The organism is uncultured Turicimonas sp., from assembly GCF_902477955.1.
GTDB lineage: Bacteria > Pseudomonadota > Gammaproteobacteria > Burkholderiales > Burkholderiaceae_F > Turicimonas.
Genome location: NZ_CABSJB010000021.1, coordinates 18,506 through 33,566, shown reverse-complemented (window position 1 = coordinate 33,566; position 15,061 = coordinate 18,506). Strand labels below are relative to the sequence as shown.

At 44.3% G+C, this 15,061-nt stretch carries 15 protein-coding genes; 5 read left to right on the top strand and 10 right to left on the bottom strand.

All coding sequences use genetic code 11. The annotated features are described in order from the left end of the window. Positions 1-2: 2 nt before the first annotated feature. The 10 genes from purF to leuC form a co-directional block, all read right to left on the bottom strand. Positions 3-1,514, bottom strand: a complete 1,512-nt coding sequence (purF, locus tag RDK53_RS07480) for an amidophosphoribosyltransferase (protein WP_308514000.1) — start codon at positions 1,512-1,514, stop codon at positions 3-5. Between the two features lie 26 nt (positions 1,515-1,540). Then, on the bottom strand, positions 1,541-2,029 hold the full coding sequence (locus tag RDK53_RS07475) for a CvpA family protein (RefSeq protein WP_308513999.1): 489 nt from the start codon (positions 2,027-2,029) through the stop codon (positions 1,541-1,543). Between the two features lie 3 nt (positions 2,030-2,032). Next, the gene (locus tag RDK53_RS07470) at positions 2,033-3,124 is read right to left on the bottom strand and encodes an SPOR domain-containing protein (protein WP_308513998.1); all 1,092 of its coding nucleotides are present in this window, start codon (positions 3,122-3,124) and stop codon (positions 2,033-2,035) included. Between the two features lie 23 nt (positions 3,125-3,147). Next, entirely contained in the window at positions 3,148-4,419 is a 1,272-nt protein-coding gene (folC, locus tag RDK53_RS07465; RefSeq protein WP_308513997.1) for a bifunctional tetrahydrofolate synthase/dihydrofolate synthase, read from the bottom strand. 32 nt (positions 4,420-4,451) lie between these two features. Beyond that, positions 4,452-5,327, bottom strand: coding sequence for an acetyl-CoA carboxylase, carboxyltransferase subunit beta (gene accD / locus RDK53_RS07460; protein WP_308513996.1), 876 nt, complete (start codon positions 5,325-5,327; stop codon positions 4,452-4,454). Positions 5,328-5,406: 79 nt separating this feature from the next. Further along, positions 5,407-6,180: a tRNA pseudouridine(38-40) synthase TruA gene (gene truA / locus RDK53_RS07455; protein WP_308513995.1), complete on the bottom strand. Its 774-nt coding sequence runs from the start codon at positions 6,178-6,180 to the stop codon at positions 5,407-5,409. Positions 6,181-6,182: 2 nt separating this feature from the next. Beyond that, positions 6,183-7,313 carry an aspartate-semialdehyde dehydrogenase gene (asd, locus tag RDK53_RS07450; protein WP_308514011.1) on the bottom strand — a complete coding sequence of 377 codons (1,131 nt, stop codon included), beginning with the start codon at positions 7,311-7,313 and terminating at the stop codon, positions 6,183-6,185. Positions 7,314-7,354: 41 nt separating this feature from the next. Continuing rightward, a complete protein-coding gene (gene leuB, locus RDK53_RS07445; protein WP_308513994.1) occupies positions 7,355-8,431 on the bottom strand; it encodes a 3-isopropylmalate dehydrogenase in 1,077 nt (358 codons plus the stop codon). 12 nt (positions 8,432-8,443) lie between these two features. Then, entirely contained in the window at positions 8,444-9,091 is a 648-nt protein-coding gene (gene leuD, locus RDK53_RS07440) for a 3-isopropylmalate dehydratase small subunit (RefSeq protein WP_308513993.1), read from the bottom strand. A gap of 9 nt (positions 9,092-9,100) precedes the next feature. Continuing rightward, a complete protein-coding gene (leuC, locus tag RDK53_RS07435; protein ID WP_308513992.1) occupies positions 9,101-10,537 on the bottom strand; it encodes a 3-isopropylmalate dehydratase large subunit in 1,437 nt (478 codons plus the stop codon). Positions 10,538-10,905: 368 nt separating this feature from the next. On the opposite strand from leuC, the gene RDK53_RS07430 reads away from it, so the two are divergent. The 5 genes from RDK53_RS07430 (at position 10,906) to RDK53_RS07410 (ending at position 15,046) form a co-directional block, all read left to right on the top strand. Then, the gene (locus RDK53_RS07430) at positions 10,906-11,280 is read left to right on the top strand and encodes a hypothetical protein (RefSeq protein ID WP_308513991.1); all 375 of its coding nucleotides are present in this window, start codon (positions 10,906-10,908) and stop codon (positions 11,278-11,280) included. A 203-nt stretch (positions 11,281-11,483) separates the two neighbouring features. Then, positions 11,484-11,897, top strand: coding sequence for a hypothetical protein (locus tag RDK53_RS07425; protein WP_308513990.1), 414 nt, complete (start codon positions 11,484-11,486; stop codon positions 11,895-11,897). Between the two features lie 439 nt (positions 11,898-12,336). Continuing rightward, entirely contained in the window at positions 12,337-13,401 is a 1,065-nt protein-coding gene (locus tag RDK53_RS07420) for a methyltransferase (protein ID WP_308513989.1), read from the top strand. 170 nt (positions 13,402-13,571) lie between these two features. Then, positions 13,572-14,255, top strand: coding sequence for a beta-ketoacyl synthase chain length factor (locus RDK53_RS07415; protein WP_308513988.1), 684 nt, complete (start codon positions 13,572-13,574; stop codon positions 14,253-14,255). Positions 14,256-14,335: 80 nt separating this feature from the next. Then, positions 14,336-15,046 (top strand): lysophospholipid acyltransferase family protein, encoded by a 711-nt coding sequence (locus tag RDK53_RS07410; RefSeq protein ID WP_308513987.1) that lies wholly within the window; start codon positions 14,336-14,338, stop codon positions 15,044-15,046. Positions 15,047-15,061: the final 15 nt, after the last annotated feature.

Below are 15,061 nucleotides of genomic sequence, written 5' to 3'. Positions count from 1 at the left end.
ATCTATTCTTCTTTTTCGGCTTCTTTTTCAGCTTTCTTCTTTGCTTCTTTAGCTGCTTTTCTCTGTCCTTCGATGAAGTTCAGATAAGCAGGAGAGACATCACCGGTAACGTATCTTCCATCAAAACAAGAGCAATCAAAGTCAGGAACTGCAGGATTCAAACCGCCGACGGCTTCCCTCATTCCTTCAATTGTCTGATAAACCAAAGCATCCGCTCCGATTTCTTTTCTGATGGATTCAACATCTTTGCCATTGCCGGCGATCAGCTCATTTGTGGTCGGCATGTCAATGCCGTATACGTTCGGGAAACGAACCGGGGGCGCACCGCTGGCAACATAAACCTTTCTTGCACCGCTCTGACGGGCCATTTTCACAATTTCAGTGATTGTCGTTCCGCGTACGATGGAATCATCAACAAGAAGAACTCTCTTATCTTTGAATTCAACCGGCATTGCATTGAGCTTCTGACGAACGCTCTTCTTGCGGATAGCCTGACCAGGCATAATGAAGGTGCGGCCAACATAACGGTTCTTAATGAAGCCTTCACGATATTCCAGTCCTAAAACCTTAGCTAACTGGGCAGCTGCAGGTCTGGAAGAGTCCGGAATCGGCATTACAACGTCGATTTCGTCCAATGGAATCGTTTTCTTGATTTCTTCCGCTAATTTTTCTCCCAGACGAAGTCTTGCTGCATAAACGGAAATACCGTCAATCGTAGAGTCAGGACGGGCAAGATAAACATACTCAAAAATGCACGGAGCCATATTGACGTCTTCGGCACACTGTCTGGAATGAAAGTTTCCTTTTTCATCAATCCAAATAGCTTCGCCCGGTTCAACGTCGCGAAGAAGCTTAAATTCGCTGCCTTCGAGGGCAACGGATTCACTGGCTACCATATATTCCGTGGTTCCGTCTTCGGCTGTGTTAGTGCCGATGCATAAAGGACGCAGACCGTGTGGATCACGGAAGGCAACCAACCCATGACCGGAAATCATGCATACAACGGCATAAGAACCTTTAAGTCTCTTGTGCATGGACTTAATTGCATCAAAAAGACAATCTTCATCAAGGTGCTTGCCTTGAGTTGCTAATTGAAGTTCATTGGCAAAAACATTGAGCAATACTTCCGAATCGCTGGTGGTGTTGATATGACGGCGATCGTGATCGTAAAGCTCCCACAGCAGGGTCTCTGCGTTGGTGAGATTGCCGTTATGAGCCATCACCAGGCCATATGGAGCGTTCACATAGAATGGCTGAGATTCGTTGTTAGAACCTGCATTGCCTTGCGTAGGATAGCGAACCTGACCGATACCGCAGTTGCCGAGCAAATCACGCATGTTTCTGGTTCTAAATACATCACGAACCAGACCCATGGCTTTATGCATATGAAATGTTCGGCCATCAACAGTACAAATACCGGCCGCATCCTGTCCTCTATGCTGTAAGAGCAGTAATGCATCGTAAAGTCTCTGATTAACAGGACTTGATGAATACAGGGCAACAATGCCGCACATACTTTTCTCCGAGATTAAGGATTAAATTATTTCTGTAAATTAAACAATTCTTTAGGGATATACGGAGAGAAAAGAACAATACCTTTCTCTACGTAGGGAACCAAGTTCGAGTCTTTCCACCAAATCTGTTTGGATACGAACTCCGTCGAACCTCCCAGATAGACTAGCAATCCTACGATCAAGAGTCCCCTTAAAAAACCGAACAGACACCCTAAAAGTCTGTCCTCTGCCCCAATTGAAATTGAGGACAAAATATGTCTCAGAAGCTTACCAATCAGGCCTGCGGCAAAAACGCAGGCAATGACAATAAGAACCACTGCTAAAAACATCTTCAGCATCGGTCCAACCGTCTCCAATGGCAGCATCTGTGCAACGTCTCCTGCATAATACAAAGAGACAAAAAATGCAGCGACCCAACCAATCAGTGCAAAAATTTCCCGCACCATTCCGCGGGAAACTCCGATGATCGTCGAGATGAGAATAATTACGGCTAAAACCCAGTCGAGTTCACTCATAGATTATTTAATTTGACCAACTTTTCCTGTTAATCCTAACAGACCAACACGAGCTCTTGCATCCTCAGCAGCTTTGCTGGTCGGGAAGTTACCAGCTCGAACACGCCAAATTTTACCGTTCTTAACAGCAACCGGCTCAACATATCCCGGAATTCCTGCCCCTTGAATCTTCTTAAGCAACTCTTTGGCTCGTGCTTCATTAGAAATAGCTGCAACCTGAACATAATAACTGCCCTTCGCTGCAGCTGCAGGTTTTGCAGTTTCTTGAGACTTAGCCTTCGGCTGATCTTTCTTAGCATCCTGTTTTTTAGCTTCACTCTTTTCAGGTTTCTGCTGACCCTTATCTGCTTTTTGTGGAGTTTTCTCGTCCTTCTTACTTGCTTGAGCAGGAGGATTTTGCTTAGAAGAAGCAGGTTTCGCAGTCCCAGCATCAGTTGGAGCAGCAGGCTTGGCCGCCTTGTCCTCAGAAGAAGGAACAACAGCGGATGTTACTGCGGCTGAACTGCCGGGAACCTGAATGCTGGCCACATCCACACTATTTTGGCTCGGTATTCTAAGTGGAATAGTTACTGTCGGGGGTGGAGGCTCCTTATCAAATAAGAAAGGAACTGTAACCACAACTAAAGCTAAAAGCATTACCGCACCGATGAGTCTGCGGCGGGCCCGAATTCTTTTAATCTGTCTGTACTGTTCTTGAGAAGAATTGATTTGTTCAGTTGTCTCTTTGCTCGGCTTCTGTTCAGGGAAAACCTTTCTTGGAGTCGGAACGAATTCTTTAGGTGCTGACAGAGGTACTTCCTGAGAGGGAGGAGCCGGCGTAACGGGAGGCTGCCCGGCATCTCCTCTGGGACCGGAAGAAAGAAAACTGGTCTCGGATCTAGATTCAGAAAAAGAGGGTTGATTTTGAGTTTCAGCCGGACTGGTTCTCAGAATCTGAGTAGTTGAATTTAGAGGATTTTTGGGCTGGTTAAAACCAGGCTCCCTACCTGCGAATTCTTTATTGACAGCATCGCTGTTAAGACTTCCGCTCATCCCCGGTTCTTCATGAGTTTGCGGCTCATCGGGCTTTTTGCTGAATTTAGAAAACAGACCCATTTAACTTCTTTCCATTGACCTTCTTACAACACAGGAACTTTTAAGGCGGTAAGCGCTGCACTTACCGTCACAAAAGAACCAAACACGAGTATTCTATCAGCGCTCCGGGCAGTCTTAAGCGCATTTTGGAGACCATCTTCAACATTTGCAAAAATTTTTATTTGATCGTCCGTAACTCCTTCTTTTATCAAATATTTTTGCAAATCTTCCGCTTTTCCTCCTCGTTCTCCAGGCAAATCGCAAACCATCCAACAGTCGGCACAAGTTCCCATAATGGCGCAAACCTTTTCTCTGTCTTTGTCGGAAAGCATTCCAAAGACTGCATAGGTTTTCCCTCCAATCGGATTGGCTTTTAAAGTCTCGGCAAGCTGAACCGCAGCATGCGGGTTATGTCCCACGTCAACAATAATTTCCGGTTTACTCTGAATTTTCTGGAATCGTCCGGACAAAAGGGCTGTTTTCAAGCCGGTTTCGATACTGCTTCGATCAACTTTAATTTGATCTTCAACGGCTTCAAGGGCTGCCAAAGCAGCTGATGCATTATTAATTTGGTATATCCCCTTCATAGAAGGAAGAGGCAAATTATTAAGCTTCCATTTGGGACCGACATAGTTCCAGGAATTATCACCGGTCTTGGTTCCTTCAAAATCTTTACCGTTAATTTCCAGCAATGCGCCTACTTCTTTTGCATAAGAAATCAAAGTCTCCGGAGGATTTTTGTCTCCGCAAATTGCAGGTTTGTCATGACGATAGATGTGAGCTTTGTCCCAAGCTATTTCTTCACGGGTATTTCCTAGATATGCTGTGTGGTCTATGCCTATGCTGGCAATAATTGAAACAGTCGGATCAACAGTATTAACAGCGTCCAAACGGCCGCCCAAGCCAATCTCCAAAATTACCGCATCGAGATGTTTTTCTTGAAAAAGCTTCAGAATAGCCAACAAGGTGTATTCGAAGTAAGAAAGCGTCAATTCGCCTCTGGCTTTTTCTACTTCTTCAAAGTATTTGCAGAATTCTTCATCTGCAACGTATTGTCCGTTGACTTTAGCTCTTTCATTAAAACGAATTAAATGGGGCGAAGTGTGAACCCCGACTTTGTAACCCTGTGCTTGAAGGATATGTTCGAGGTAAGAACAGATCGATCCTTTGCCGTTGGTACCTCCGACCGTAAAAACCGGAACATCAAACTTGATGTCCATTTTCTTAATCATCTTATTCATTCGTTCCAATCCCATATCTATGGTCTTGGAATGAAGATGCTCAATGAACGAGAGCCATTGTTCTAATGTTTGCATAAATAAAAAACCGCCTACAAGGCGGCATAAAATTATTCCAATACGTCTATAGACTCTTTTTGCAAAAGAGCGATAAGCTTAGAAATCTCTTCTTTTAAATCTTTACGGTGAACAATCATATCGATTGCACCTTTTTCTTGTAAGAATTCGGAACGCTGGAAGCCCTCCGGAAGTTTTTCTCTGACAGTCTGTTCAATAACACGCGGCCCTGCAAAACCAATCAAAGCCTTCGGTTCAGCCATGACGATATCGCCCATGAAAGCAAAACTTGCTGATACGCCGCCCATGGTTGGGTCGGTTAAAACTGAAATAAAAGGCAGTTTTTCATTGGCCAGACGGGCAATCATGTCAGTTGTCTTAGCCATCTGCATCAGAGAGAACAAACCTTCCTGCATGCGGGCACCCCCGGTTGCAGTAAAGCAGACGAAAGCACACTTACGGCGAATGGCTTCCTGTACGCCTCGGACAAATCTTTCTCCAACAACGGAACCCATAGAGCCGGCCATGAAATCAAATTCAAAAACCGCAGCAACAACGGGAATGTTGTTCATATAACCGCTCATGACAACCAAAGCATCCGTCTCATTGCTCTTAGCCTTAGCCTGTTTTACACGATCTGTATATTTCTTGCTGTCATTGAAACGAAGCGGATCTAAAGGCTGAACCTCTGAGCCAATCTCAGTTCTTCCCTCTTTGTCCAACAGGAAATCCAAGCGCTCTCTGGCGTTAATGCGCATGTGATGATTGCACTTCGGGCAAACATTGAGATTTTCTTTTAATTCTTGAGCGTACAAAGTGGCTCCGCAGTCCGAACACTTAATCCAGACGCCGGTAGGCATGTCTTTCTTACCGGTTTCTCCGTCGGTACGCTTAATCTTTGGAGGAAGAAATTTATCAATCCAACTCATGTTCAAATCCAAAACAATTTCCCGAATTTTATCGCAAGCAGGCAAGCTGTGCTTTTCGTTTTTTGCTTACTTTCTTAACTTAGAATGGCGAAGCGCCGTACTGAGGAAGCTTAAACTCTTCGGGATATCCGACACCGGTCAGATATAAACCGGATGGAAAAAATGTAGGCGCGGCTTTTTCTCTTTTTTTGGCGGCAAGCACTTCTGCCATCCATTCAGGATTTCTAGCGCCAGACCCGATGTATACCAAACAACCAACAATGTTTCTAACCATATGGTAGAGGAAGGCATTGGCTTGGAGTTCAACTTTAATAAACCGTCCTCTTCTCTCAATGTTTATAAAGTTGACTGTTTTAATAGGAGTCTTGGACTGACACCCTGCAGCTCTGAAACTAGAAAAATCATGTTCGCCTAGAAGGTAATTAGCTCCCTCCTGCATTTTTTCTTCATCAAGCGGACGGAAAACCCATCCTGTTCTTCCCGCCAATAAAGGAGAACGGACAGGCTCATTAGAAATCCAATATTGGTAGGTGCGGGAAACGGCAGAAAATCTCGCATGAAAACTTTCCGGCACATATTGTGCCCAACGCACCGCTACGGTAGGTTCTAAGTAAGAATTGAGACCCCGAACCCAAGAGAAATCATTTCTCTCGCATTCGGTGTCAATATGAACAACCTGACCGGAAGCATGTACTTTCGCATCAGTTCTTCCGGCACAGACGGCATTTACCTTTTCGCCGGTAAATTTAAAAATGGCTTCCTGGAGATGGTCTTGGACCGTTCTTCCTGAAGGTTGGGTTTGCCAACCTTCGAAGAATCTCCCGTCATACTCCAGCCCCAGGGCAACTCTCATGTTTAGGCTTTCTTGAAGTCAACAAGAATTCTCAGCATGCGGCGGAGCGGTTCAGCAGCACCCCACAAGAGCTGGTCGCCGACAGTAAAGGCGGTAACATACTCAGGTCCGATGTTGAGCTTATGGATACGGCCGATTGGAACGGAAAGCGTTCCGGAGACTTTAGCCGGCGTAAGTTCGTGAATAGTTTCTTCCTTATGATTAGGAATAACTTTAACCCACTGATTGGCACCGGCAAGAATCTTTTCAATTTCTTCGCAGGAGATGTCTTTCTTCAACTTAATTGTTAAAGCCTGAGAGTGGCAGCGCATGGAACCAACGCGAACGCAAAGACCGTCGATTGGCAAGCAGCCTTTTTCGCCGATAGCCGGAAGACCTAAAATCTTGTTGGCTTCAGCTCCGCCCTTCCATTCTTCACGGCTCTGACCATGTTCTACTTCTCTGTCAATCCATGGGATCAAGCTTCCGGCAAGAGGAACTCCGAAGGCCTTAACAGGAAATTCCGGGCTTCTCATTTCTTCAGTGACTTTTCTGTCGATAGCCAAAATGGCAGAACGCGGATCCTGCAAATCGTCGGCTACAACCCCGTACAAATCGCCCATCTGTTTGAGAAGTTCACGCATGTTCGGAGCGCCTGCGCCGCTGGCTGCCTGATAAGTCATGGAAGTAATCCATTCAATCAAATCAGCCTGAATAAGACCATCCAAAGCCATCAAAAGCAAGCTAACTGTGCAATTGCCGCCGACATAATTTTTAACACCGGACCCCAAGCCTTTTTGGATAACGTCCATATTGACAGGATCAAGAACAATGATGGCGTCTTTTTCCATGCGGAGTGTGCTTGCAGCATCAATCCAGTAGCCGTTCCAGCCTTTTTCTCTCAGCTTGCCGAAGTGCTCTTTTGTCCAATCACCGCCTTGGCATGTGATAACCACGTCACATGCTGCCAAAGCGTCCAAATCACCGGCATCTTTCAAAACAGGATCAGCATTAGGTACATCCGGAGCTTTGCCGCCTGCATTACTTGTTGAGAAGAATGTTGTGCCGACAAAGTCAAAGTCTTTTTCAGCCATCATTCTGTCCATGAGGACGGAACCAACCATTCCTCGCCAACCTACCATCCCTAATTTCAACATCGATAACCTCCGAGAGATTTACTAATTTGAGTTTTTAATTACCGTAAAGCAGCCACTACTGCATCACCCATTTCGGAACAAGTAACTTTCTTGCAGCCTTCGCTCCAAATATCACCTGTGCGATAGCCCTCGGCCAACACCTTCTTAACGGCGTTTTCAATCTTGTCGGCAGCTTCAGGCATATCTAAAGAATAGCGGAGCATCATGGCCGCTGACAAAATTTGAGCTAGAGGATTTGCAATATTCTGGCCGGCAATATCCGGTGCCGAACCATGAGAAGGCTCAAACAAACCCTGTTTCTTTTCATTTAAAGCTGCAGAAGCGAGCATACCGATAGAACCGGTAAGCATGGCAGCCTCATCAGACAGAATGTCGCCAAACAAGTTGCCTGTCACCAATACATCGAGCTTCTTAGGAGCTCGAACCAACTGCATAGCGGCATTATCTACATACATATGCTCCAAAGTGACGTCCGGATATTCTTTAGCAACACGGTTCATTGTGTCGCGCCAAAGCTGACTGGTTTCCAAAACGTTAGCTTTATCAACACTGGTTAAGTGCTTGCTGCGGCCTTGAGCAGCTTTGAATGCTACATGTGCAATTCTTTCAACTTCGGGCTCGGAGTAGCGCATGGTGTCAAAGCCCTCTTCGCTTCCTGCGAACAATCCGTCCGGGCTCTTTCTTCTTCCTCTTGGCTGACCGAAGTAAACATCGCCGGTCAGTTCTCTGACGATCAAGAGATCAAGGCCGGAAACCAGTTCAGGTTTCAGACTGGAAGCATAGGTTAATTCTTTATAGCAAACGGCAGGACGCAGATTAACGAAAAGTCCGAGGGCTTTTCTTAAACCAAGAATGGCTTGCTCCGGTCTTAAATGACGTTCGAGGTTATCGTATTTGAAATCCCCGACAGCGCCGAACAATACCGCATCACTTTCTTTGGCAAGTTTCAATGTGGATTCCGGAAGCGGATGACCGTAAGCTGCGTAAGCTACGCCGCCAACCAAAGCCTCTTCATAGGTTAAATCCAGATCAAGAGCTTTCAGCACTTTTAAGGCCTGCGCCATGATTTCACTGCCGATACCGTCACCGGCTAAAACAGCAACTTTTTTTGTCATTTGAATCCCTTATTAATAAATAGACTTCACTAACCAAGGCTTAGCAGTAAGCCTTCTGTTTTCAAAAGCTTCAATTTCATCCTTATGCTGCAAGGTGATGCCGATGTCATCTAGCCCGTTAAGCAGACAGAATTTTCTGAATTCAGGAACTTCAAAATCATGGGCCGTACCATTTGGCTCAATGACCTTCTGTTCTGCGAGGTTAATCGTCAGCTCATAACCGTTATTGGCATTGACTTCATGGAAAAGAGCGTCAACCGTAAATTCCGGAAGAATGACCGGAAGCAAACCGTTCTTGAAGCTGTTGTTGTAGAAAATATCCGCAAAGCTTGGGGCTATAACGGCTCTGAAGCCATATTGCGTTAACGCCCAGGCTGCGTGTTCTCTGGAAGAACCGCATCCGAAGTTCTTGCGGGCTAAAAGAATACTCGCACCCTGATATCGCGGTTGGTTTAAAACAAAATCAGGGTTAAGTGTTCTTTCACTAATTGGTTTCCCAGGCTCCCCTTTATCCAAATATCTCCATTCGTCAAAAAGGTTCGGGCCGTAACCGGTGCGATAAATAGATTTCAAGAATTGTTTAGGAATGATTGCGTCTGTATCAACATTGGAGCGATCTAAAGGAGCAACAATGCCTTTTAAAACTGTGAATTTTTCCATAATTACTCCTTAAAAGATCTTGCGTACGTCTACGAAGTGACCTTCAATAGCAGCAGCAGCGGCCATTGCGGGAGAACACAAGTGAGTACGGCTCTTATTGCCTTGTCTTCCTTCAAAGTTGCGGTTACTTGTGGAAGCGCAGCGATCCCCTTCGGAGAGCTTGTCCGCATTCATAGCCAAACACATGGAGCAGCCCGGACGTCTCCACTCGAAACCGGCTTGAATGAAAATCTGATCCAGCCCTTCCTTCTCAGCAATTTCTCTTACCAAACCGGATCCCGGAACAACCAGAGCTAATTTGATATTCGGAGCAACCTTTTTGCCTAACTTCTTAACAACATAAGCAGCTGCCCTAAGGTCTTCAATTCGTCCGTTAGTACAGGAACCGATAAAAATTGAATTCGGATAGATTTCGGTCATCGGAGTTCCCGGTTCCAAGCCCATGTATTTATAGGCACGTTCCCACCCTTCTCTCTTGACCGGATCCGGTTGGTTTTCAGGAAGAGGGGTTGAGCCGGTAATCGGAGCGACCATTTCCGGAGAAGTGCCCCAAGTAACCATTGGAACTATTTCGGAAGCATTGATTTCAATAACGGTATCGAAATTAGCTCCTTCATCTGAATGAAGCGTCTTCCAATATTCAACTGCATGATCCCATTGCTTACCTTCCGGAGCAAGGGGCCTGCCCTTCATATACTCGATTGTCTTCTCGTCGACGGCAACAATACCGCATCGTGCTCCGGCTTCAATTGCCATGTTGCACAGGGTCATTCTTCCTTCCATCGATAGTTCGCGGATTGCGCTTCCTGCAAATTCAATAGCGTAGCCTGTTCCGCCGGCTGTACCGATTTTTCCAATGACTGCCAAAGCTAAATCTTTACCAAAGACACCGGGCTTTAATTTTCCGTCAACCTTGACCAACATATTTTTCATTTTCTTGGTCAGAAGCGTCTGGGTAGCCATCACGTGCTCTACTTCACTGGTACCAATACCGAAAGCAATAGCAGCGCAAGCTCCGTGAGTACTTGTATGAGAATCCCCGCAAACAACAGTCATTCCAGGGAGGATAGCACCCTCTTCCGGCCCCATGACGTGAATCACGCCTTGTCCTCTGCTAAGGAATGGGAAGTATGCGGCACAGCCGTTTTCCGCCAAATTCTTATCTAACGTGCTGACCTGAAGATGAGCAATTGGATCGGTAATACCGTCCATGCCCTTTTCCCAACCGGTTGTAGGAGTGTTATGGTCGGCAGTAGCAACGATGGAGGTGTTGCGCCAAAGTTTTCTTCCGGCCAAACGCAATCCTTCAAAGGCTTGAGCACTGGTCACCTCATGGACTAGATGGCGATCAATATAAAGAGTTGATGTCCCGTCTGTCTCGGTTCTGACGACATGCTCATCGAAGATTTTGTCGTATAGGGTTTTTGGATTGGTAGTCTCTTGCATTCTTTTTCAAAAAATTACATTCAGCTAATTTTTTGAGTATGCCATTAATTGTTGAAAGAATTCTTAGATTGAGCATAAAAATCTATTCCATGGTCCTACAGGCAAAAAGAAGACATCAAAATGATAGTTTTACATTTTGAAATTATCTGTAAGAAAGCGACATCAGTTTCGGATTAACAACTAGAGATACCTGAAAATCCTTCAGGTACTTTTCAATGTTCGGTAATGCATTAACTATTTAATTTTCTTTCCTTTGATATCCTTTGGATAAGACGTTAATTATTTAAAAAAAATATTCCTGTCGGCCTTAAATATAGATGGAGACAAAAAGAATCATTACACTTTGAAGAAAAATGGGGTCCCAAGATATGAAGAAAATTTTATTGACAGCATGCCTTTTTTCTTTTTTTATCGCCGTTCCATTTGCTCAAGCCATGGATCACTACCGAAGCGATGGTAGAGGCGGATACTACACCAACGATGGAAAACACATCCGCAGCGATGGCAGAGGTGGATATTATCATCCGGATGGCAGCCATACCCGCAGTGACGGCCGGGGCGGTTACTATGATCAGCGCGGCAACCATACCAGAAGCGACGGCAGAGGTGGTTACTACACTCCTGACGGAAATCATATCCGTAGCGATGGCAGAGGCGGCTATTACGATCAGCATGGCAACCATATGAGAAGTGACGGCAGAGGCGGACATTACGTGCCTGATCACTTTGGACAAAAACACTGATTTTGAAAGCCGAATACTTTTCTCAATTGGAGCCTCTCATAGATTAAAGGCTCCTACTTTTTACTTAGCTTTTGCTTCTATTTCTGCAATCCGCCTCTTCGGTTCTTTCTAGTATGCCGAAGAAGAAACAATTATTTACAGAAGTAATCTATACTTCCAGTTCTTACACCTCACCTCTCCATAAATTTTATTTTGATAGAAAAATGAAAAGACGTATTCTTATTACAGCGTTAGGTTCTGTGGCATTCTTAACAGCGTGCGGCACATCTCAACCTCTGATTGCTACTGGGAATAGCAATCCGACAGGTTCAAGTAAACATGCCCCCACATTAAAAGAAATTAAAAAAGCAATCTACCTTGCCGGCTCTTCTCGCGGCTGGGTAATGAAAGAAGTCAATTCCAAAACTATCCAAGCTACTTACGTTAAAGGACAACATACCGGTGTAGTGGACATCGAATACGACAGAGAAACCTATACAATTACTCCAAATAAAAAATCAACTTTGATGCGACCTGACGGAACTGTTGATAGACACTTGAATAACTGGATTCGAAATTTAGACCTGTCCATCAAGAAAGAACTCGTTCGTCTTACCATCAACAACGAAGCTAAGTAAAACTAGCAACTCATAGGCTGTTCTCCTCCTCCCAAGTCTGCGCTCGTTTTTTTCCTTTTACAAACTCGGGAGGAGTATGATTTCTGGTCCGTTTACGCTATACGAACTCAATCAAAACCCGATGTAATCCAGTCATTTGCTAAGTTGACTTACCCCTTTGTTTGAAGTCCAAAAAAAAAGAAATACTATTTTTTATTTCAATAGTTGCTTATCCAAATCATTGCCTCTCGCTGCACTGATGGCAAGTTTTAAACGCTCGTACAATTTAAGCATCCAAACTTAAAGTATAAGTTCTTGATTGAAATCACCACTTGTCAATCCAACTCTTTTATACTTCTCGGTGAAGAAAAATTAGACTCAAATGTCCTCTGAGCTAGGAGTGCATAGGGGTCAATAAAAAAAGCATCACAAGAAAAAACTCAATCCTTAAAAGCAAACAATGAAATGTAGTAAGAAAATAAATTCATTAGAAGCTCTTAATAATGCTCATGCCTTAGCCATTGCTCCTTTTCTTTTTCAAGCATCATCGTGCTTATTAAAGTTCGGGATTTTGTCATTCCTCGAAGATTCCGGAAAAAACGGGGCTTCGCTCGCTGCCGTTGTTGAACATACCAAGTTGACTGAATATGCTGTTGAGACTCTGCTTCAAATTGCTTTGGCTTTAAACCTGGTTGAACACAAGGAAGGTAATTATTATTTAGCCAAAACCGGTTGGTTTCTTTTGAATGATCCTCTCGTCAAAGTTAATTTCGCATTTACCCGAGACGTCTGTTACAGAGGCCTGGAAAATTTAGATAAATCTTTCTTGGAGCAGCGCCCGGCAGGTCTAGAGTCACTTGGAAACTGGCCGACCATTTATCCGGCCCTCACTACGCTTCCCGAGCCGGCAAGAAAAAGTTGGTTCGACTTTGACCACTTCTATTCCGATGCCGCTTTCAAAGATCTTGCAAAATATGTTTTAGAGCATTTTGCCCCGAAGAAAATCTTTGACGTCGGAGGAAACACGGGAAAATGGTCGATGCTTTATGCCTCTATGGATCCGACAGTCGAAATCAAAATTCATGATCTTCCCGAACAATGCCTTGTTGCTAAAAAAAATATTCAACAGCATGGATTGTCGTCCCAAATCAGCACTGTCGCCCTAGATGTTCTGAAAATAAAAAGCTTTCCATATTCAGACGCCGATGTTTGGTTAATGAGCCAATTTCTTGACTGCTTTCATAAGGATGAAATCACCTCCATTCTTAAAAAAGTTCGCATGAATTTAGCGCCCAATTCTCGGTTGCTGATTCTTGAGCCTTTTATCGGAAACCAGCCCTTCGAGATCGGAGACTTGTGTCTAGCGGCCATGTCCTTGTATTTCACAGCTATTGCTAACGGCACGAGCCGCTTTTACCAAGTTTCTGAATTTGAAAAGTGCATCGAGGATGCTGGTTTAGTTATCGAGGAGGAAGTCGGCCCGTTAGGAACCGGACATACCTTATTAATTTGCCGAACAAAATAAAAATAATCAAAACTTGTGAAGCGTCTCAAAGGAACTTAATCTTCATCGCTTTCAATAGGTGGGTGTTTTCCCCACTATGTACGGCTTTAACGAGAATTTAATATCCAGGCAATGGCCTTTACATATAATAAAAAGAAAAACTCAGTCCCGTTCCAAGGGAGGATAACTAATTGATTAAGCGTAATATTGACATATCTGACTGGTTAATTCTGGACTCACAAACCCAGTCTATCAACGGAACGCTTGCGCAAGAAGAAGTACAGAAAATTCCAATGATGTCGGCTCGAAGAATGAGCAAAGGCTGCAGGGCCGCGGTAGAAGTCGCAACCTCATTAATGAAAAAGCATTCTGTCGATTCTCTGGTATTTTCTTCAAGACACGGCGAATTAAATCGCAGTGAGAAAATTTTCTCGAACCTAGCTAACAACGCTGATATTTCTCCGACTGATTTCAGCATGTCTGTTCATAATGCTGCCTCGGCTATGACCAGTATTCAACAGAAATTCCATGGCCCTGTTACCTCAATTGCAGCAGGAACGGATTCACTGCATTCTGCGCTGATAGAGGCTTTGTCTCTCTTAGATGCTGGGAAGAAAAAAGTTCTTGTCGTAGACTTCGAATCCTCTCTTCCTGAGATTCTGGGAGGTGCTCTTGAAGAAGAGGCCCGTACGGATCCTTACGCACTTGGCTTGGTACTCTCAAATGGCAACGGATTAAACGTTTCAATTGAATTCATCCTCAACGAAACCGCAAAAAGAAATCCTGCCTTTTCTTTAGCTGCCGGCCTCCTCTCTCCGGAAAATGTATTCCAAACGAAAACCGACCGTTCGACAATAACCTGGGCAAAGCTATGAGAGAAAAAGACTCATTTGTAAAATTCCAACTCAGAAGATTGTCTTCAGGTTTTTGTTGGTCAGTTTTTGGAATCGGCGCTTTGGCACTTACTTCAACTTATTTCCCTCTTTTGAATGTTTTCGTCAAAGATTCTGAAAAAAGAACAACAATGGCTCGTAAGGCCATCTCGAGCAGTTTCAGACTGTTCGTAACTTGCGTTAGAACACTCAAAATTGCAGATATCGATACCGAAAACATCAAAAAACTTCGGGAGGAGAAAGGCTGCATTATTATTGCTAACCACCCGACCCTTTTAGATTATGTTTTTATAGCCTCTGAGCTGCCGGAAGTTGACTGTTTAGTCAAGGCTCAGCTTACAAAAAACTTCTTTCTAAAAGGAGTTGTTAGCGCAGCCGACTACCTATTAAATAACGCCTCTGAAGAAATTCTTGAAGACTGCAGAGAAAGACTGAAAAAAGGACACAGTATCCTTATCTTTCCGGAAGGCACGAGAACCGTCCCGGGTCAGCCCATGAAGTTAAAAAGAGGAGTTGCGCATATAGCCTTGCGCTGTAACGCTCCTATCCAAGCTATTGGGATTAAATGCACTGAAAAATGGCTTGATAAGTCAAGCGAATGGTATCAGATACCTGAAGCCCGCCCCTCCGTCCGGCTTGAACTCATTGAAAAAATAGACCCGGAACGATTTATTAAACCTCAGGAAGAAGGTTTCTCGTTAGCCAGCAGACGTTTGACAAGAAAGATTGGTGATGAATTAAGACCTTTTACAAAACTATCAACTGACTATTAATTATTGGCATAAAAA